This window comes from Bacillus sp. 2205SS5-2 (genome assembly GCF_037024155.1).
GTDB lineage: Bacteria > Bacillota > Bacilli > Bacillales > Bacillaceae_K > Bacillus_CI.
This window is the reverse complement of record NZ_JAYKTS010000019.1, coordinates 66,676-87,154: the sequence shown is the minus strand read 5'-3', so window position 1 is coordinate 87,154 and position 20,479 is coordinate 66,676. Positions and strand designations below refer to the sequence as shown.

The following is a 20,479-nucleotide window of genomic DNA, read 5'->3' as shown; positions in this document are numbered from 1 at the left end:
TTTTTCAACTCTTTCTTATTGCCCAATTGACTGATTCGAGGAGCTTAAATCGGTTGGAGAAAAAGGCAAAAAATAAGAAAGAACTACAACTTTTTATGGAGTTTGATACCATAAGCGCTTCTCAACTCTCTCGAAAGCAGGGTTCGCTTTCTTCTGACTTGTTTGAAAAGGTCTTTTCTCATCTTGTCTTTAAGATCCAAGGGCAAGTCAGTAAAAACCATCCGATTTTTCTAGATATTGGTTGCCTTCACGTGATTGATTCCTCAACGATGACCATGAGTTTTAGCGAATACCCCTGGGCCACTTACCAGAAAACGAAGGCAGGGGTTCGCCTCCATTTGCGAGTCGTGGTAACGAAAGAATTCACTGTTCCGGATAGGGCCGTCCTGTTACCTGCGACGCACTCCGATCGGTCACAAATGGAGGAACTAATCGAGATCGATCCCGACGCCATTCAATTATTTGACCGAGGGTATAATGACTATAAACAGTATGATCGTCTTTCTAATCATGATGTTCGATTCATCACTCGATTAAAGAAAAATGCTAAGATTGAAGTACTGAATGAACAAGCGCCCGATCCAGAAAATCATATTTTTCAAGATCAAGAAGTCTATCTAGGTGATGATCAAAATGACACGAAGATGAAAAATTCCTTGCGTCTTATTCGAACCAAAGATAGCGAACAAAACGACATCATCCTCCTAACCAACTGCGTCGATTTATCGGCTAAAGAAGTGGGTGACTTGTATCGCTATCGTTGGAGAATAGAGACCTTTTTTAAATGGATGAAACAACATCTGAAAATCAAAACGTTCTATGGAAAGAGTCAAAATGCTGTTTATACTCAAATTTGGATCGCTTTAATTACCTATTGCTTACAGGTTTTATTGAAACTGAAATTACACCATGAGGGACCTTTACTAGATATTAAAACCACTCTCCAGGACCTCCTTTTTGATCCAATAGAAGAGTTTATTCGCTCTCTCTTTCGAAAACCTACGAGAGATTCAAAAGGTCGGAAGAAGTATGACTGGGAAAAGGATTTTCAGTTCATTGTCCAAGCAGTTTGAGGGAGGCGAGGTGGTGCATTTAGATTCCTTAACCTACGACCCGATGTTCTAAAACGTTCAAACTGACAATAATTTACAAAAATGTGGATGAGGGCTACCAAACAGAGCCACTCAGCCTTTTTTTCCATAATGAAGAAAATTATTTTTCTGAAAATTAAGCAAATTAAATACTTGGAAAATTTTAGTCGTTTGACAAACTTCAAAAATTTTTATGCAATGCTAATGGGTAAAAGTTCAAAAAAAGTTAATACTACCAAAAAAACAGGTGTTTTTTACCTGTTTTTTGTTTGCATTTTTTTCACTTCTAAAAGGTATTCACAATCTGAACTTCATCAATTTATTTGTATCAAATTCCTAGGAGGTAAGGAAATGAAAAAAACATTGTATAAAATGCTCCTGCTTGTGATGGTTTTAGCTATTGCAATTGGGAGTATTATAGGAATAAATCAACAAAATTCTAATGCAAAAGAAAGTACAACGAAAAATAGACAATTAAAAAATATTATATTTATGATTGGAGATGGAATGGGGGTTTCATATATAACGGCTCTTCGTTATCTGAATGATAATCCGGAAACCGTTGAAATGGAACCAACAGCGCTTGATCCTTACTTAGTGGGATTGCAAACTACCTACTCCGATGATGAAAAAGAAAATATAACAGACTCTGCAGCTGCTGCGACTGCGATGAGTGCAGGTGTAAAAACATATAATAATGCGATTGCAGTCGATAAGGATAAATTACAAGTGAAAACGGTGTTAGAGCAAGCGAAAGAATATGGTATGGCAACAGGAATTGTCTCCACCTCTGAAATTACTCATGCTACGCCAGCTTCATTCGGAGCACACGAGGAGAAACGTAAAAGCCAAAATGCCATAGCAGACGATTTTTATGATGAATTGGTTAACGGTGAACACAAAATCGATGTGATGCTAGGTGGAGGGACGGATTTCTTTGACCGTGAAGATCGAAATCTTATTGAAATGTTCCAAAAGGATGGCTATAGCTATGTCACAACAGCTCAAGAGCTTAAGAAGAATAAAAGCAAACAAATCTTGGGTCTTTTCGCAGAAGATGGAATGGATAAGATGATTGATCGTGATGAAAAACAACCAAGTCTTGCAGTGTTGACCGAATCAGCCATTGACCGACTAAAAGAAGATAAAGATGGCTTCTTCCTGATGATAGAAGGAAGTGAGATTGACTGGGCAGGTCATGATAATGATGTCGTTGCAGCGATGAGTGAAATGAAAGATTTTGAAAAAGCGTTTGAGCGTGTTGAAGAATTTGCGGAAGAAAACGGGGAAACACTGGTGATCGTTACAGCTGATCATTCAACTGGAGGATTCTCAATTGGAGCCAAGGGGGATTATAATTGGGATCCAGACCCGATTAAAGCAGCAAAACGCTCGCCGGATTTTATGGCTAGAAAAATAGTGACGGGTTCCTCTGTTTCCGAAACCCTTGCACAATATATAGACCTAGAACTTACGCAGAAGGAAATAAATTCTGTCAAGGAAGCAGCAGCGAATGGCAGTGAAAAAGCCGTTGATGACAGCATTGAAGAAATCTTTAACAAACGCTCAGGGTCTGGATGGACAACAACTGTTCATACGGGAGAGGATGTACCTGTTTATGCTTTTGGTCCGGAAAAAGAAAAATTTGTGGGTTTGATTGATAATACGGACCAAGCAAAATTCATTTTCCGGATTCTTGAAAATAAAACGAAAATTAAGGATGGAAAATAAAGTGGGGTCAACAAGAAAACTTGCGACATTCCGGAAATAGGAACACTTATGAAGTCAATGAATGTGCCTATATAAAAATTGAATGAATAAAGAAGTCAAAATCCTGTTCAAAGTTGATTTTGGCTCTTTTTTCTACACTTCTTATAGATCTACTATAGGGTAGTTGATTGTTTCCCCATCTAGTCCTAACATAACAACTACAACTTTAGAAAATGTTCAATCACAATCTTAAGAAGCTATTTAATTCATTAATCGCTACGATAGTTTTATATTTCTAAAAAAATAATAATCTTTTAAAACTTTTTTACCTTGAGGTAGTCTAATGGAAGAGGAGTAGGAGGGAACATCGTGAATGTAGTCAAGGAAGCAATTAAGGGAGATGATGATGCGTTTCTTACCTTAATGAAGGAATATCAAACACAATTATATCGCATGGCCTTTTTGTATTTTCGAAACGAGCATGACGCACTAGAAGCTGTCCAAGAAACGACCTTTCGTGCGTATCAAAAAGTACATACACTAAAAAATCCTCAATATTTTTCTACATGGTTGACTAGGATTTTATTAAATTATTGTCATGATGAATTCAAAAAGAGTAAGCGAATAGTCCATCATCAAGATTTAGTCGAGGCAAAAGGAATGAAAAGGGATACGTATCTTATTGAATTTTGGGAATTACTAGCTAATCTTGATGAGAAATTTCAGCAGGTCCTGACGATGAAATATATCCAAGGTTATAAAATAAAAGAAATAGCACTTTCCATGAATACGTCTGAAGGAACAATCAAAACTTGGTTATATAAAGCGGTGAAACAGTTAAAGGATTCAGAGATGAAAGGAGAAGGTTCACTTGAATCGAGATCAACCGGAGTATGAGCGCTTACAAGAAGAGATAGAATCAATCAAATTGCCAGGAGTTCGCTTAGATGACGCTGTTTATGATGGTTTTTTGAAAGGAAAACGGAAGAAAAAGATAAAAAAATTTATGTATAAATTCGCACCTGTTGTCTTAGCTGCGGCACTTTTATGCCTGATTATTTCCTCCGTTCGGATGTCGACTTCAGTTGCTGCGACTGTATCGAGTATTCCTGGGTTTTCTCAAATTGTTCAACTTCTTCGTGAGGATAAAGGCATGATGGCATTATTAAATCAAGAATATCTTCAGCCTGTTATACAAGAAAGGAAGCTGGGTGACAAAAAAATATATATCGATTCATATATTTTAGATGAAGAACAAATGCATATTTTTCTCTCTTTTTCTGAAAAAACTCCTAATTCTTCTCGTCTAGATTCGTATTTGAGGCTTAAAAGTGGAGAAAAAGTGGAGTCCTTTTCTTCAATAATGCCAGTATTTAGTGAAAATGATGAAGAACAAGATCTTTCTGTCATTGAATTGTACTTTAAAGACAATGACATCGATCCAGCCGACATAAAAGGAATTGGTTTTACGATCCATTCAGACGAAAACGAATCTGACGTTTATTTTCCACTAAAAGTGGATACTGGAAAAATTGGACAAACGATTAAATATGAGATTAATCAATGGGTCGAAATTCAAGGACAAAACTTGGTCATCAATCAAGTTATCATATCACCAACTCAGACTGAAATAAAAGTTGAGTACGATTCTACTAATTCTATGAGAATATTTGATTTGAAAAATGTACGATTGGTCGATCAAAACGGGGAAACATGGGCAAGGAAGGCGTCCGGAATCACTTCATTTGGGGAGGGGGATGAAGTAGTGTTCGTACTGCAAAGCAATTATTTTGAAACACCTCAATCTCTATCAGTTGCATTCGACGGAATTCGCGGATGGGATAAAGACGACCTTACTGTTACAGTTGATTTAGACCAGCAAAAGATTCTCCATCAGCCTACGGGGCTAGATTTGAAAATCGATTCCAATGTGATGATGGACGAAGAGTATATGTTTTTTGAAACCATTAAGAAATTTAACAAAACGGATATTTTTTCAGAAGTACGAAAAGAAGAAGGAAGACGGGAGCCAATAACGAGAACATCCTACAGAGAAACCGGAAAGTCGTTCTATTTTGGGGTGCCCTATGATGTCATTGGAAAGGAAGGAAAAGTAAGTCTTTATTTAAGTGATTTTCCTCATGTCGAAGAAGGAGATGTGTTAATCCCAATTGAATAAGTAGAGAGTGGGTATAAAACTATTGCAAGATAGGACGCTGTCCACTTGTCCCTAGTCTTGCGGTGATGTGCCTGTATCTAAGTCTCCTGCTATGGTAAAATATTAGAAAGGATTAATCATAATCTAGTAATAGTGAGGGTTTATTATGACAATTGAGGAAAAAGAAATTGAAAAATTGAAACAAGAAATAGCGTATTTAAAAAGACAACTAGTAGAATCTGAGCAGCTTATTTTGGATATTTCAGCACCTATTATTCCCTCTATCGTGCCAGAAACGATACTGATTCCCATTACTGGTAAGCTATCTCCTGAACGCCTTGAAAATATTATATCGAAAATCTTAAACGTTTCTTACGGAGAGGATATTAGTACCATCATTGTAGATTTCTCAGCTATTTCTAAGAAGGAAGTAGGAGAGGTTGAGATATTAGGAACTTACATTGATAATATGGCTAAAGCAGTGGAATTAATGGGAGTCGAACTATTATTTGTCGGGTTTACACCTGCCCTTACTCAAATCATCATTAAGTCAGGAGTAAGCGAAATTCAAGGAGTCAAAAGCTTCTTAACTTTTCGAACAGCTCTTCAATATTTAATGCAACAAAAGAAAATCAAATTTCAAAGTATTTATGGTTGATTTCGCAAAGATTGTGGCAATGTTGAACGGAGTGAAATTTTTGGCTTGAATGACATTGTACTCCTTTCCTAACGAAAAAATTTTTGATTTTTAAATAAAATGTAAGAAATAACTCGAAAAAACCATTCTTGCTGCCTTTTTGGTAAAAGCAATAAAATTAAGATAAAAGCCTTTTCCAAAGAGAACATGGGAATAATGTCACCAACCTTATTCCCATTGGCAATTAGTAAAAAAGCAGCTAGAATTCTCATAGGATTCTAACTGCTTTTGATTTTTAAACATAAAATAATATACAAAAATACATAAACCCACTACCAGCAAGGACGAATAGATGCCAGATCGCATGATTGTAAGGGAGTTTATCCCAAATGTAGAAAATTGCACCGACTGAGTATAAGAGGCCACCAGTTAATAAGAGCGCAAATCCTGAACCTGTAAGGCTGATATATATCGGTTTAATCGCTATGATGATCAACCACCCCATGAGAACGTAAAAGAGGGTAGAAATTACATTAAAGCGGTCTACAAAGTAAAATTTGAAGACGATGCCAATTAATGCGATTCCCCAAACTATGCCAAAGATGGACCATCCGAGTGCTCCTCGTATGCTGACTAACATAAACGGTGTGTATGTGCCAGCAATCAGGACATAAATGGCTGAATGATCTAAAATAGCAAACATACGTTTAACAGGAGATGGTTTGAAGCTGTGAAGCATCGTAGAGAATAAATACAACATGATCATGGAACTTCCAAATATGGTGAAGCTGACAACGTGCCAGGTAGTCCCTTTGTTCACTGCAAAAATGATTAGCATCACTAGGGCAGGGATGCTTAAAAGGAAGCCGATCCCGTGTGTGATGGCATTGGCGATTTCTTCTTTCCAATTAATTTGGTCATAAGTAGTCAAGGTAAAGCCCCTTTCAATAGTTCGACTTCTTTTATTCTATGCCTATCTATCTCTGACCGCAAATGATGAATGTCATACTTTCCCGGTAAACAAGAAGAATTTTCTGTTTGGAGAATGAGGATTCTTTTTGTCTGAATTTTTTCCTGCTTGAAAATTTCATGTTCTTTTTAATGAATTGTTGGACAAACTTTTATTTTATGAAAGAGGCGATAATGTGTGTGGAAGGTATACGAATCTAGCAAATCCTGAAGATTTACAAACCTTGATTCAAATTGACGAGTGGACGGTTGAATGGGAACCAAGCTATAATGTTGCGCCTGGACAGAGGGTGCTGAGTGCAATTGGACATAACGGGAAAATAAAAGCCGGGTACCTACATTGGGGATTACTACCTCAGTGGAAATCTTCTGGAACCGCACAGAAGCTTATGATTAATGCGCGGAGTGAGACGGTGACGGAGAAGAAGAGCTTTCAAGCTTTATTTCAGCAAAAGAGGTGTGTAATGTTTGCTGATAGTTTTTTTGAATGGAAGCGGGAAGGAAGCGAAAGGATTCCTTATCGGTTTCAATTAAATGAAGACCGCCCGTTTGCCTTTGCTGGACTCTGGGATATAAGAAAAATAGCTGGTGAGAAGAAGCCTATGGGGACGATTCTGACGACACAGGCAAATGAACTAGTTCAACCGGTCCATGACCGGATGCCAGTGATGCTATTGTCAGAGGAGAGTATTCACTGTTGGTTAGATACTTCTTTAGAATATGATGAAGTGAAATTATTGTTTACACCGATTTCAAGTGAGGAAATGGTGAGTTACCAAGTTTCAAATCGTGTGAATAGCAGTAAAAATAATGATCCAACCTGTATCCAATCGTTCTAGAGCAGAAAAAATGGTTGGACACTCCCTGATTTTGAGGTAAAAATAAATTATCAGAAAATTTTTTATTCATTCGCGGGGAACAGGATTATATAGTATAATATTATCAAACGGGTGTAAAAGAGGATTGATATTTTGCTAATGAAAAGCTACGAATTCAGAGCTTTAGAAGGTAAAAAGGTCAAGATTGTAGATATTCCGGTATTAAATCAAGAGAACCCTCTCTATTTCCAAGTTCATGCACGATTTCAGTTATTTGTTTCATTAATTGTTAAACAAGGGTTGAGGCATAACACTTATTCATTCCGTACCTACTTAAAGAAAGTGTTGAAATGGACGGATTATGAAGAGCTTTACCACACGAATACGTTACAAAATAATGCCTAGAAAGGAGCGAGTAGTTTAGTTCCTTTTTTTGTTTGGCAGAATAACTATTTAGGATGGTTCTTATGTTAAACTCCAAATTCAATTGGCTAGAAGTCGAAAGTCAAGCCCTTTAATAAGGAAAAGAGTACCACAGACCTTGCCCCGCCATATGCTTGTATGACCATTCTTCTTTTCTAATCCTCAAGCGTAAAGTGTTCACAACCATAGCTTTTATCGTTATAATACAATTGAATTGGTAAATAGTTAGGATGTGGAATGATGACGAAAATAAAAATTGTAACAGATTCAACTTCGGATCTATCAACACTGGAAATACAGGATTATGATATTCATGTAGTTCCACTATCCATATCGATTGAAGGTGAAAATTATTTAGATCGAGTGGATATAACACCAAGTGAATTTATGCAAAAAATGAAGAATTCGAAAGAGCTTCCGAAAAGCTCACAGCCATCTGCAGGATCGTTTGTCGAGCTTTATGATGAGCTCGGTAAAGATGGAAGTCAAATACTTTCGATACATATGACAGGAAAAATGAGTGGAACCGTTCGGTCTGCCCAAAGTGCCGCTCAGTTGTCGGAAAGCGATGTAACGGTTGTGGACTCACTGTTTATTTCAAAAGGGTTAGCTTTTCAAGTAGTAGAGGCGGCAAAGATGAGTAAGCAGGGTTATTCGTTAGAAGAGATCCTCAAAAGAATCGAAGAAATTCGCTCTTCTACAAAACTGTATGTCGTCGTTGACACGCTTGAAAACCTCGTAAAAGGAGGGAGAATCGGAAAGGGGAAAGCATTTTTAGGATCACTGTTAAACATCAAACCGATTGCATCATTAGAAGGAGCTGAATACAATCCGGTAACGAAGGTTCGGAGCCATTCACAAGTGGTAAAATTTTTAGGAAAGCAACTCCTTGAAGATTCAGCAGGCAAAACTTTAAAGGCAGTTGGACTTTGTCATGCCGATGGGCTAGAACTTGCTAAGAGTATGAAGGACAAGGTTAAACAAGAAACGGGCTTTGATGATTTTCAAATTGAAGAAACGACACCTATTATTTCTACTCATACTGGCCCAGGTGCAATTGGGTTTGTGTATTTCGCAGAATAACTGTTTCCGTCAAGGAAGCAGTTTTTTCATTTATCTAATAATGACTAATCTTCCTATAATAAAAATATACATTTAAAAAGAGTAGATAGGGGGAGATTAGTCGATGGGTAGAAAAATATTATTTTTTTCTGATTTTGGGATTGATGATATGGTAGCTGGGCTGTATGCTCATTATAGTGAAGAGCTTGACATAATTGGATTTGTTGCGGATTATGGCAATGTTTCCAGAGAAGATGCCATTCGGAATACGATTTTCTTATCAAGGTTAACGGGAAGAGAAGACATTCCAATCGTAAGTGGTGCTTATTCTCCTTTGACTGCAATCAAGCCAACCTATTATCCTGAAGTGCACGGCTTAGAAGGATTGGGCCCTATTATTCCTCAATATGAAATCACGAATGGTCAACTATTGGAAAACTTTTATAAAATTCCCGAGATTATTGCACAATATAGTGAAGAGGGGATTAGTATTTTTAATGCAGGGCGACTAACTTCCTTATCCACGTGTTTTATTCTTTTCCCTGAAGCCATGAAAAAGGTTAAAGAAATCTATATTATGGGGGGAGCTTTTGACGTTCCAGGAAATGTAACCCCTGTCGCAGAAGCGAATATATATGGTGATCCTTATGCTGCTAATATTATTTTGAAGTTATCCAAACAAAAAGTATATTTTGTCCCACTAAATGTGACGCAATATGCAATTTTAACTCCACAATTGATAAATTATCTTCACGAGCGTTTCGTGGCAAAGGATGATAAAGTAGGAATGATAATTAAACCAATGGTCGACTATTATTTTGAGTTTTATAAAAAGAGAGATCCTACCATTGATGGAAGTCCATTGCATGACCTCTTAGCATTATGGGCCATGTCTTCAGAGGCAGAAATTACATTTGAAGAACATCCAATAGCGATTTCACTGGATGAAGGACGGGCATTTGGTCAAACAATGGGTGATTTTCGCTCAACGATTGAAAAAATTGATTGGCCGATCCATTATGTTGCCAAATCGTTTCACTATGGTAAATTTATTAAGCAAGTAGTTGCTATGTTTCAAAATAATGTGTAATAAAAATAACATCTTACAGAAAGAGAGAGAAGTGAGTTGTCATGAAAAAATGGTGGTTAATAGGATTGGTGTTGCTCACCTTGACGGGGTGTTCGGCGGAACAGGCAGGAACAAACTTGAGGGGAAAGAGTATTAGTTTACAACCTAAACAAGATGTGCCAGAATCATTCTTTCCTAAGGACATTAAAATTGTCTCATTAGGTGATTCTTTAACACAAGGAGTCGGGGATAGTTCCGATACAGGCGGCTATATCCCATATTTAACTTCTTCCTTAAATAGCTTGAGTAGTATAAATAACACCGAGTTCGTCAATTTAGGGAAAAAAGGATTAAAAACATCAGGACTATTGAAAAAATTAGAGAAGCCAGAAGTACAAAAAGAAATCAAGGAAGCCGATTTGGTGATTATTACAATCGGTGGAAACGACATGATGGACGTTCTTAAAAATAACTTCTCTTCCTTAACACTTGACCTTTTTGTAAATGAAACGATTGAGTATGAACAACGACTTACGAAAATTTTTGAAAAAATTAAAACACTAAATGAAGAAACGGGAATTGTGTTAATCGGGATTTATAACCCGTTTTTGGCCTGGTTATCCGATATCCCTGAGGCAGAAGAAATTCTGAATCAATGGAATATTACGAGTGAAAAGACGTTGAAATCATATGATCAAACTTTATATGTGGAGATTGCCGATATTTTTATGAATTTGGAAGACAATTTATTATATGACGATCTATTTCATCCGAATGACTTAGGATATCAACGTATTAGTGAACGATTGTTTGAATTTCTATCAAAAGGGAATACGTTAAATACACTTATACAAAGCAGTAAGAAAGAGGAATAAATGATGAAGAATGTTTGGAAAATTGCCTTTTTTACAGTAGTCATACTACTGATTATGTTGTTCGCTGGTATCGCAACCTTACTATTTAGGCCGATTGAAGAGACGTCTTATGAGAAAAATGAGAATGTATCTACACCTGATGCGATTCCGCTAGAAGTGAAAGCAGAAAAGAAAGATTTAAACAACCTGATTGAGAAATACATCGAGCAAAATCAATTGAACGGACCGATTGATTACTCCGTATTTTTAACCGATGAGATCGAGCTATATGGTACGATGGCGGTGTTTGCAGCGTCCATTGATCTTAAGATGACGTTTGATCCGAAAGTGTTAGAAAATGGAGATCTCCTTTTAAAACAGAAAAGTATTTCACTTGGTTCTGTGAATCTTCCAGTACCATATGTATTGAAATTTATTCGAGATGGCTACAAAATGCCGGAATGGGTGAAAATTCAACCGAATGATGAAGCGATTTATGTTGCGCTGACGGAAATGAATTTAAAAAGCGGGCTCCAAGTAAAAGGAAAGAAATTTGATTTGGTCAACGATGAGATTTCGTTTATGCTGTATGTGCCGGATGAAACGATTGCTCCTTAAAACGTGTTAGATTTAAACTAAATGTCTTTATTTGTTCCGTTATGATGATGACCATATTAAATAGTTGGTTTTAGAATATAGGGATTCGCGCGGGTATTAGGAAAATATAGAATATAAAAAAGAAATGATTGGATATAAACCCAAAGCATTTCTTTTTTATTATAGTAGACAAGTGAAGCGCTCTCAAGGAGCAAAACTATGATCCTGTTATTTAACCATTCATCAAAGTGATCACATAACATACAGTTCTAGCAAAAGACAGACGAGTTCTAATGATTCTTTAGTTTTTATGAACGATTTTTGATAATTTATGATCTACTTTCCCTCGAACCTGATCCATTTTCTCGATATAGGCACGACTTTTATAGTCAAGTCCATTATTGATTACTATACAGTGTAAATAGTCTTTGTGAAGTATGCCAAATTGGAATTGAATTAAGTACTCGTTCAGTTAATTCAAAGATTAATATATGATGTTTTTTTAATAAAGGCTCATTTCGTAAACATTGTGGCTATTTCATTATATTTTTGATTAAATCTTTCATTTCACTGTTGAATTCCATCAAAAATAGACGGATCTAGCTGCAGTGGCTATGGACTAGGGCATTTGTCAGCCCACTACGTGAAGCAGGCTTCACTACATGTTCTGCCAGATGCCTGCCGTCCCTGGGCAGCCACTTCCGCATTTCGTATATGATGCCCGAAATAAAGCTACACCATAGACTATAAACTGATCCGAAAAGCTATTAACTTTCGGAAAACTGCCTTATTTTATGATGAGCGCATCAAGCAAAGGTTCTTGGCCAACAAATCCGGTCGCAATAATTGTATAGGGTTCGTTCGGTTTCAATGTCACATCGGGAATGGAAAGTGCCAGATCTTGTGTTTTGGCGATACGTGCTTCCAAATCAACGGTCATCGCTGATAAGGATAAATATTCAGTCGCTTGCTTATAAGCAACATTTGGGAAAATGACATCTCCACCTTTGACGGCAATATCAACGACAGGGGCATCGGGTGACAAATGGATGAAACGTACTTTCGTTTCATTATGTGGTACACGAGGTTGGTCAATATACGGCTTCAGTTGTAGTTTATTCACTGATCCGACGACCGCTAACGTGCAAATCATTCCGGGTTCGACATTCACTTTTTTACTGATAACGGTTGAGATGGAATCGCCTGTAGGGTAGATATCAATATGGTATTTTCCTGCAGGTAAGCTTAAGTAATCACTGACATCCTTGAAGGCTACATTTTTTAAGACTTTGTTTGCATTGATGTAGACATCGACATTGGGGGCGTCTGGTGAAGAGTGAAAAAACCGAACATAAGCAGGTTGGTTGGAGTAGTTCGTCGTTTCTGAACGCTGTGTCTGAACGGCCTTATTCATGTTTTTTAAATGCTTTTGGTAATACCTAATATGCTTGTTCGGATCAGAATACTTGTAGTAACAGGCTAACAAATCATACATAGTTGCCTTTTCAAAATACTTTTGAAGTTGAGACATAGGATACCTCCGTTCTTATATCTTACGTCAATACGATATGCAAAAAAGCCTAATTGGGTGAATGTTTAGAATTTTTCTTGTGTTTTTTCTTCAAGTAGGAGATAATGAAATCACTATGAAAGAAAGAAGGTGATGTGTCATGGCAAATGTACAAATGATTTCAACACAATCAATTAAACAAAGTGGCACGTCCCTTTCTTTACGGATTCTTTAGTAAGCATATTTCTGCTGTCTATGTATTCATAACGAAGATCCATGGGACGTGTTAAGCGCCTATGGATTTTTTATTATGGAGGGAAAAGACATGAACAGTTGGAAAACACTTATACCGAATGAATATGTAGAGATGAATCAATGTGAAGAGACTATGGTTGGACGAGTGATTAGGCAAGCGAAACAAGCCTACACAGTTAAAGTAGATGAGGAAGAATTTACGTGTAAACTACCGGGGAAGTTCTATTACGAAAACATTGAATCAGAGAACTTTCCTGTTGTAGGAGATTGGGTGTTATGTAAACGAGAAGCTGGCGATATAGGTCTCATTCACTCGATTTTTCAACGAACAAGTAAGTTTTCCCGTAAGAAAGCTGGGGACGATTTTACCGAACAAATCATAGCGGTCAACGTGGATACCTTATTTATTGTTACTTCACTAAATGAAGATGTAAATATTCGACGAATCGAACGGTACTTGATGCTTGCGCTTGAAAGTGGAGCAGAACCGGTGATCTTGTTGTCAAAAGGAGATCTTTGTCCTTCACTCACACAGGTCATGGCTGAACTTCGTGCTCTATCCAAAACAGTTGAGATGATCCCAGTTAGTATTTATGAAGAGTGGGGAATGGAAAAAATGTTACCTTATTTAGAACCGGGAAAGACGATTGCATTTGTCGGTTCTTCCGGTGTGGGAAAGTCGACGATTGTAAACCACCTGCTTGGTGGAAGTGTTCAACAAACAAAGAATATTCGCGAAAAAGACGGCAAGGGTGTGCACACAACCACTTCACGTGAACTGTTTTATTTACCGAACGGAACGGCTGTCATTGATACTCCTGGGATGAGAGAGATTCAAATTTGGGAAGGCAAACAAGGGTTATCGCTTGAGTTTGAAGATATCGAATCCTTAGCAGAGCAGTGTTATTTCCGAAATTGTTCCCATAGGAACGAACAAGGATGTGCCATCACGGTAGGCATTCAAGGCGGAATTTTAGATGCTGAACGATTTCAAAGTTATCAAAAGTTATTGCGTGAACAAGAGTATAATAAACGAAAAAGTGATGTGCGTGCTCGAATAGAAGAGAAGAAGGTTTGGAAAAAAAGAAGTAAGGCGAGTAGACGAAATCGACGTTAAGTGAAGCATTTTCTTTTACGAATCCCGAAAAAAACGTTAAACTTTTAAAAAAACGGGAAGATTATGTAAGAGTGTTTTGAAAGGGTGTGCACAATGTCAAATCAACAAGTAGAAATCGCAACATTTGCAGGTGGCTGTTTTTGGTGTATGGTAAAGCCATTTGATGAACAACCAGGCATTATTTCAATCGTTTCCGGTTATACGGGTGGTGACCTGAAAAACCCGACGTACGAACAAGTGTGTACGAATAAAACGGGACACTATGAAGCAGTTCAGATTACATTTGATTCTACAATCTATCCGTATGAAACCTTGTTGAAGCAATATTGGCAACAAATAGACCCAACTGATGCGGGTGGTCAGTTTTTTGATCGAGGGCAATCCTATCAAACCGCGATTTTTTATCATACTGATGAACAACAACAACAAGCAGAGAAGTCAAAAGAAAAGTTAGCTGAGAGTGGTGTTTTCAAAAAACCCATTGTCACAAGTATCCTTCCAGCTAAGCCCTTTTATCCCGCTGAAGCCTATCATCAAGGATATTATAAGCGGAATGTGCGCCATTACGCTTCTTACTTCGAAGGATCTGGAAGAAAGAACTTTATCCAATTACATTGGGGGGACAAAAATGAATCGGAAGAATGAAGACTTAAAAAAAACGTTAACTTCTATGCAGTATGAAGTGACACAGAACAATGGAACAGAACCGGCTTTTCAAAACGAGTTTTTTGATCATTTTGAAGAGGGTATTTATGTCGATATCGTCTCAGGAAAACCGTTGTTCAGTTCAAAAGACAAGTTTGATTCCCGTTGTGGTTGGCCGAGTTTTGCGAAACCACTTGAAGAAAAAGAAGTGAAACAAAAGAAAGACATGAGTCATTTTATGATTCGTACAGAGGTCAGAAGCCAAGAGGCTGATTCTCATCTTGGTCATGTGTTTAACGACGGACCAATGGAATTAGGCGGTCTTCGTTATTGTATAAATTCCGCTGCATTAAAATTCATTCCAAGAGATGAATTAGAAAAAGAAGGGTACAGTGAGTATCAAAAGTGGTTTTGAAAGACCGTAAGAAGGGAGCTTGAATTATGTTTAAAAAGTTGTTTGGAAGCAAAGAAAAGCCGATTGTTTCAGTGGAGTTCATGTCTCCGTTAAACGGAGACTGTCTTTCATTAACAGAAGTCCCAGATCCCGTATTTTCTCAAAAAATGATGGGAGATGGTGTGGCGATTTTACCCTCAGAAGGGAAGGTTGTTTCACCTGTTGAGGGGGAAGTCATTCAGGTTTTTCCGACGAAACATGCTATTGGATTGAAAGCGAAAAATGGTGCTGAGATTCTCATTCATATCGGTCTAGAAACGGTTTCGATGAACGGAGAAGGATTTGAAACATTCGTGGAACAAGGAGATTCTGTTGAAGTCGGAGATGTTCTAGTGGAATTTGATATGAATCTTGTGAACGAAAAAGCAAAAAGCACGATCTCTCCTATTATCATTACGAATGGAGATCAGGTGGAAATAAAACTAAAGGCTAGCGGTGAATACTCTGTTAGGGCTGGAGAAACGCCACTTTTAACCCTTACTAACAAATCATAAAAGAAAAGAGTGTAGATAAATTCTTGGGCGAATACACAGACACTTTTCGGGCTCCTATCATAGTGTAGTAATGTAATGACTTAAAAAACACTTGAGGAGTGAGTACTTTGAATTACGGTGGCTATGATTATTGTTGTCAAGAATACCCTGCTTATGCCTATCCATGCGGTGGAAACAACAGTTTTGCTTTAATTGTGGTTTTGTTTATTTTGTTGATTATCATCGGAGCAGTTTGTTACTATCCTAAATAAATTATTAACAAAAAACGAACTCTAGCTAAGAGTTCGTTTTTTGTTTGAAAAAGTAAGGATGCATAATTTTAGATATATTTTTTTGTCTAACTTCATCTGTCCTTCATTTTTGGTAATTAAATTTTAAAATTCCCTACGACATTCCTTAATTTTTCAGCTTGAGTCGAGAGCTCTGAAACAGAAGCGGTGATTTCTTCCATGGCCGCGGATCCTTCCTGAGAGGCCGCAGCAGTATTTTCCGTGCCGATAGCTGTACTAGTAGCAATTTCATTCACATAGGTAAAAGATGCACCGACTTCTTGACTAAAAGTTAGCGTCTGATGAATTTGTTGGACCATATCATCCAATACATTGAACGTAATAGATGAATGGGAAAGAATCTTATCGAGAGAAGAAATGGTTTCGTTAGAGATTTCAACTCCTGAAATGACTTCTTTTACCCCTTCTTGGTTTTGTTGGATGATCTTTTTCACTTCATCTTGAATTGAGTGAACAATATTTGTTACTTCAGAGGCAGCCCCTTGAGATTGCTCGGCAAGCTTTCTGACTTCATCTGCTACGACGGCAAAACCACGTCCATGTTCGCCAGCACGTGCGGCTTCAATCGCAGCATTTAGTGCCAGTAAATTTGTTTGTTCTGAAATTGCAGTAATGGTTTTGATAATCGAAGTGATGTCTTCTGATTTCTTCCCTAGCGCTTGAACGGTATCGCTAGTGTTAGCCATCATTTCTTCTATATGCATCATTTTTGAAGAAGAAAGTTGAACTGATTGACTGCCAATTTCAGCTGCTCTTTTCGTGTTTTCTGCAGAATCCTTAACAGCTTCAGCATTTTTACTAAGAATATGTGCCGATTCTTCTAATGAATTCATTTTTTGCAAAGAGTTGGTCATTTTATTGGTGGTTTCTTCGCTGCCAGCAGCAATTTCAGCAGACGTCTCAGAAATTGAAACGATGGTTCTAGTGGTTTCTTCCGCTGAGGCTAATAATTGTTCTGAACTTGCGGAAACGTTTTCTGCCATAATGGAAACATCGTAGACAAGCTTCGCTATTCCTTCGATTAGTAGATTCGTATCATCCGCTAGTTTCGCCAATTCATCTTTTGATTTGACATTAATTCGTTTGGTTAAATCTCCGCCAGCGTTAGCAATTTCCAAAATAGACGTGCTAATTTTATTTACGTTTCTCTTAATGGTTGCAGATATCAGGAATCCAAAAATAATTGCAAGAATAACTCCTGTTGAAGCGAGTCCGAGGGTTACTCCGCGAGAAAGAATGAGCTGTTCGTCTAATTCTTCGATTCGGGTAGCTGTGGCCAAATTTTGTTCCTCTACAATCATTTCTATATAGGTCCCGATATATTCCATGTATTTTTTTCCTTGCCCAGTGGCGACGATTTCCTGAGCTTTTTGGGCATTGTCGCTTTTACGAGTCTCAACTACCCGATCAATCCATTTAGTCCATAGGTCATAGGATTTTTCAATCTTACCTAGTTTGTCTAGTTGATCTGGCTGTTTGGCAAACTGTTTTTCAAGAAAGGAAAAATGTTCTAAAACGGTCTCTTTGCCTTTAAAATAGGGCGCTAAAAAGCTTTCATCCCCAGTGATAACATAGCCGCGTTCACCCGTTTCAATGTTTAAAAGAGAGGTATTCAAGTAAGTGATTTGGTTTTGAATCTCTAAATCTTCGTTTAATAGTTGATTAATCTCTTTTTCTAGCTTTGTCATATTGACGTTTGAGGTGTAGGCAATTCCTACTAGCATCCATGTTAATAGAATAAAGGAAAGAATGACTTTACCCCGAATTGTCCGGTAAAAGGTGAAAGACTTTAACCACTTAGGTTCTTTTTTATGTCGTTTATTGCTAGTTTGTGTTGTTTTTCGTTTTCTTTTGAACGAAAAAGGTAGCTTTTTCACATATTTCCCCCATTTCAATGTTGTAATAATCTTAATATTATTGTAAACATTTTCATTCAATTAATCTACATAATATTTTAAAAATTAGCTGTATTTGTCGAAAAGAGGGAGAATAATGTGAGAGTTTAAGGTAAATACACGAACAATTTTCGAAAATAATACTATAAAGTTCGTATTAATGCTTGTAACTATTATTTTGTTTTGGTATATTAAACAATGTTGTTTAGAAAACACGAAATCAAGGGGGAGACTTATGAACACCCAATATGATGTGATAATTGTCGGTGCCGGACCTGCTGGCATCTTTGCAAGTTACGAAATGACGTTGAAATGTCCTGATGCAAAAGTACTATTAATTGATAAAGGTCATGATATATATAGAAGGAACTGTCCGATATTACAGAAAAAAATTGAAAAGTGTCCCCCTGCAGTCGGTAGAAAAGAGTTTGCTGGTTGTCTACCAGCTTGTTCTATTACCAATGGGTTTGGAGGGGCTGGTGCATATTCTGACGGAAAGTTTAATATAACGAGTGAGTTTGGAGGTTGGATGACCGACTATTTATCCAATTCACAAGTAGTAGATTTAATCCAGTATGTAGACGAAATCAACTTAAAGCACGGTGCAACAGATACAATTACAGACCCCTTAACCCCTGAAGTTCGTGAAATTGAGCGAAGAGGATATGCAGCGGGACTAAAGCTATTAAGAGCGAAGGTTCGCCATTTAGGGACTGAGAAAAATCTTGAAATCTTAAAAAATATTTATGAATACTTACAGAGTCAGATAGAGATGCGGTTTAAGCTAGAGGTAGAGGATTTAATTACCGAGAAAAATGGGGAAGGGCAGCATCAAGTCAAAGGGATTATGCTGAAAAATGGGGAAAAACTATACAGTAATAATGTGATGATTGCGCCTGGACGTGATGGATCGACATGGTTAGCGAAGCTTTTGAAGAAACGACGTTTGTCAATGTTGAATAATCAGGTAGATATTGGTGTTCGAGTTGAAACATCCGACGTTGTGATGGAAGAAATAAATACCCATCTGTATGAAGGGAAGTTCGTGTTTAACACGTCGGTTGGCACAAAGGTTCGTACATTTTGTAGCAATCCTTCTGGTCATGTAGTTGTCGAGAATCATTCTGGTACGATGTTAGCTAATGGGCATGCCTACAAAGATCCGAAGCTTGGGAGTCAGAACACGAATTTTGCTTTGCTTGTTTCTCATACATTTTCAGAACCATTTGATCAACCGAATGAATATGCGCATGAAGTGTCGACATTGGCGAATCGACTATCAAGTGGTGGTCTCATCGTTCAGAAATATGGAGATATCTTAAAAGGACGCCGATCAACGAAAAAACGGATTGGGGAAGGGTTTTTGGAACCGTCTTTGAAAGAGGCAGTTCCAGGGGATTTAGGATTGGTTCTTCCGTATAATACAATGAAGAGCTTAATTGAAATGACGGAAGCTTTAAATGAAGTAACGCCTGGAATTGCTTCTGAACATACGTTGTTTTATGGAATTGAGGCGAAATTTTATTCTGCCCGCCCGAAATTAAACAATAAATTTGAAACTGAAATAGCTGGATTATACGTCGGAGGCGACGGGGCTGGTATCACCCGAGGGCTAGCTCAAGCAAGTGCATGTGGCGTATGGGTAGCCAGAGATATGATCAAAAAAATAGAAAAAACTACCGCCATGGAACCTGTGCTTGTATAACATTACAAAAAACACCAACACTTGATACTAAGTTGTTGGTGTTTTTATTGCGCTCTATGTGTAAGAATAGCTGTTGTAAAGAACCTTTATTAGCAAAGTTTGTTGTCTCGAACTAATTTGCATGCAATCTCTACAAAAAAGGAGGCATCATCAAAAGGGTCGATTCAAATGTAACATTGTCTATGAAAAGAGCAATTAAAATAAGAAGGGGAAAAATTTACTTATCGTGGTATTGCTTTACCCGAGAATGGCATATCTTGTAATATCTTCTTCTCGTATATTGAAAGAAATAATACTATTGAGAGGGACACGTTTGACCACCAAAAATGAAGATGTACTTAATTAGTTAAGATTCAAAGAAGAGTTCTTACAAAGAAAAATACTTGTGCTTTGTTATTTGTAATGATAGCTCAATTTGCAAAAACTCTATAAAAACTTCAGTTACTTGTATTTCCGCTAAAATTTCAGCATTCCCCAATAAAGATTTAGCCTGCACTGAGTAGTAGGTGATTTATCTGCTCTTTCACTCAGGGAACTTTTCATTGCTCCACAAATTCAAAATAATTGAGTAAATGGTGTCTACTCCTAATAATCTGTTTATTTATTCTTTAATCTTCTAAGGTCGTTGTTGGCGTATTAGTGATGTATTTGCTGATTTAGAACAAGTGAGCACCTATCCTATGAGACTTATTAAGCAGAGTCGAAAATCAAGGAAAAACATCCTGC

General features: G+C 37.4%; 20 protein-coding genes. 17 read left to right on the top strand and 3 right to left on the bottom strand.

Annotated elements, in window-relative coordinates:
- From U8D43_RS13570 to U8D43_RS13550, 5 genes are all read left to right on the top strand, one after another.
- A partial coding sequence (locus tag U8D43_RS13570) for an IS4 family transposase (RefSeq protein WP_335871718.1) occupies positions 1-1,073 on the top strand: 1,073 nt, incomplete at its 5' end.
- A 369-nt stretch (positions 1,074-1,442) separates the two neighbouring features.
- On the top strand, positions 1,443-2,822 hold the full coding sequence (locus U8D43_RS13565) for an alkaline phosphatase (protein WP_335871717.1): 1,380 nt from the start codon (positions 1,443-1,445) through the stop codon (positions 2,820-2,822).
- A gap of 348 nt (positions 2,823-3,170) precedes the next feature.
- Positions 3,171-3,698 (top strand): sigma-70 family RNA polymerase sigma factor, encoded by a 528-nt coding sequence (locus U8D43_RS13560; RefSeq protein WP_335871716.1) that lies wholly within the window; start codon positions 3,171-3,173, stop codon positions 3,696-3,698.
- Positions 3,673-4,980 (top strand): DUF4179 domain-containing protein, encoded by a 1,308-nt coding sequence (locus tag U8D43_RS13555; protein WP_335871715.1) that lies wholly within the window; start codon positions 3,673-3,675, stop codon positions 4,978-4,980. Before U8D43_RS13560 ends, U8D43_RS13555 begins: the two co-directional genes overlap by 26 nt.
- Positions 4,981-5,125: 145 nt before the next feature.
- Positions 5,126-5,617 carry an STAS domain-containing protein gene (locus tag U8D43_RS13550; protein ID WP_335871714.1) on the top strand — a complete coding sequence of 164 codons (492 nt, stop codon included), beginning with the start codon at positions 5,126-5,128 and terminating at the stop codon, positions 5,615-5,617.
- Positions 5,618-5,891: 274 nt separating this feature from the next.
- Here U8D43_RS13550 and trhA read toward each other — a convergent pair whose 3' ends face one another.
- Positions 5,892-6,527, bottom strand: a complete 636-nt coding sequence (gene trhA / locus U8D43_RS13545; protein WP_335871713.1) for a PAQR family membrane homeostasis protein TrhA — start codon at positions 6,525-6,527, stop codon at positions 5,892-5,894.
- A 214-nt stretch (positions 6,528-6,741) separates the two neighbouring features.
- On the opposite strand from trhA, the gene U8D43_RS13540 reads away from it, so the two are divergent.
- The 6 genes from U8D43_RS13540 (at position 6,742) to U8D43_RS13515 (ending at position 11,409) form a co-directional block, all read left to right on the top strand.
- On the top strand, positions 6,742-7,404 hold the full coding sequence (locus U8D43_RS13540) for an SOS response-associated peptidase (RefSeq protein WP_335871712.1): 663 nt from the start codon (positions 6,742-6,744) through the stop codon (positions 7,402-7,404).
- A 138-nt stretch (positions 7,405-7,542) separates the two neighbouring features.
- Positions 7,543-7,788: a DUF2535 family protein gene (locus U8D43_RS13535; RefSeq protein WP_335871724.1), complete on the top strand. Its 246-nt coding sequence runs from the start codon at positions 7,543-7,545 to the stop codon at positions 7,786-7,788.
- Positions 7,789-8,046: 258 nt separating this feature from the next.
- A complete protein-coding gene (locus tag U8D43_RS13530) occupies positions 8,047-8,889 on the top strand; it encodes a DegV family protein (RefSeq protein WP_335871711.1) in 843 nt (280 codons plus the stop codon).
- Between the two features lie 103 nt (positions 8,890-8,992).
- Positions 8,993-9,958 (top strand): nucleoside hydrolase, encoded by a 966-nt coding sequence (locus U8D43_RS13525; protein ID WP_335871710.1) that lies wholly within the window; start codon positions 8,993-8,995, stop codon positions 9,956-9,958.
- A 41-nt stretch (positions 9,959-9,999) separates the two neighbouring features.
- Positions 10,000-10,812, top strand: coding sequence for a GDSL-type esterase/lipase family protein (locus U8D43_RS13520; protein WP_335871709.1), 813 nt, complete (start codon positions 10,000-10,002; stop codon positions 10,810-10,812).
- A gap of 3 nt (positions 10,813-10,815) precedes the next feature.
- Positions 10,816-11,409, top strand: coding sequence for a YpmS family protein (locus tag U8D43_RS13515; RefSeq protein ID WP_335871708.1), 594 nt, complete (start codon positions 10,816-10,818; stop codon positions 11,407-11,409).
- A gap of 766 nt (positions 11,410-12,175) precedes the next feature.
- Here the strand turns inward: U8D43_RS13515 and U8D43_RS13510 are convergent.
- Positions 12,176-12,919: a DUF4397 domain-containing protein gene (locus U8D43_RS13510; protein ID WP_335871707.1), complete on the bottom strand. Its 744-nt coding sequence runs from the start codon at positions 12,917-12,919 to the stop codon at positions 12,176-12,178.
- A 304-nt stretch (positions 12,920-13,223) separates the two neighbouring features.
- Here U8D43_RS13510 and rsgA point away from each other — a divergent pair, with 304 nt between their 5' ends.
- The 5 genes from rsgA (at position 13,224) to U8D43_RS13485 (ending at position 16,114) form a co-directional block, all read left to right on the top strand.
- Positions 13,224-14,270, top strand: a complete 1,047-nt coding sequence (gene rsgA, locus U8D43_RS13505; protein ID WP_335871706.1) for a ribosome small subunit-dependent GTPase A — start codon at positions 13,224-13,226, stop codon at positions 14,268-14,270.
- Positions 14,271-14,363: 93 nt separating this feature from the next.
- A complete protein-coding gene (msrA, locus tag U8D43_RS13500) occupies positions 14,364-14,915 on the top strand; it encodes a peptide-methionine (S)-S-oxide reductase MsrA (protein ID WP_335871705.1) in 552 nt (183 codons plus the stop codon).
- A complete protein-coding gene (gene msrB / locus U8D43_RS13495) occupies positions 14,899-15,330 on the top strand; it encodes a peptide-methionine (R)-S-oxide reductase MsrB (protein ID WP_335871704.1) in 432 nt (143 codons plus the stop codon). The genes msrA and msrB overlap by 17 nt, the downstream gene beginning before the upstream one ends.
- A 26-nt stretch (positions 15,331-15,356) precedes the next feature.
- Entirely contained in the window at positions 15,357-15,863 is a 507-nt protein-coding gene (locus tag U8D43_RS13490) for a PTS sugar transporter subunit IIA (RefSeq protein WP_335871703.1), read from the top strand.
- A gap of 107 nt (positions 15,864-15,970) precedes the next feature.
- Positions 15,971-16,114: a YjcZ family sporulation protein gene (locus U8D43_RS13485; RefSeq protein ID WP_335871702.1), complete on the top strand. Its 144-nt coding sequence runs from the start codon at positions 15,971-15,973 to the stop codon at positions 16,112-16,114.
- A gap of 116 nt (positions 16,115-16,230) precedes the next feature.
- Here the strand turns inward: U8D43_RS13485 and U8D43_RS13480 are convergent, their stop codons facing one another.
- Positions 16,231-18,030, bottom strand: coding sequence for a methyl-accepting chemotaxis protein (locus U8D43_RS13480; protein WP_335871701.1), 1,800 nt, complete (start codon positions 18,028-18,030; stop codon positions 16,231-16,233).
- A 253-nt stretch (positions 18,031-18,283) separates the two neighbouring features.
- Between U8D43_RS13480 and U8D43_RS13475 the strand changes: the two genes are divergently transcribed.
- A complete protein-coding gene (locus U8D43_RS13475; RefSeq protein ID WP_335871700.1) occupies positions 18,284-19,753 on the top strand; it encodes an NAD(P)/FAD-dependent oxidoreductase in 1,470 nt (489 codons plus the stop codon).
- Positions 19,754-20,479 lie beyond the last annotated feature (726 nt).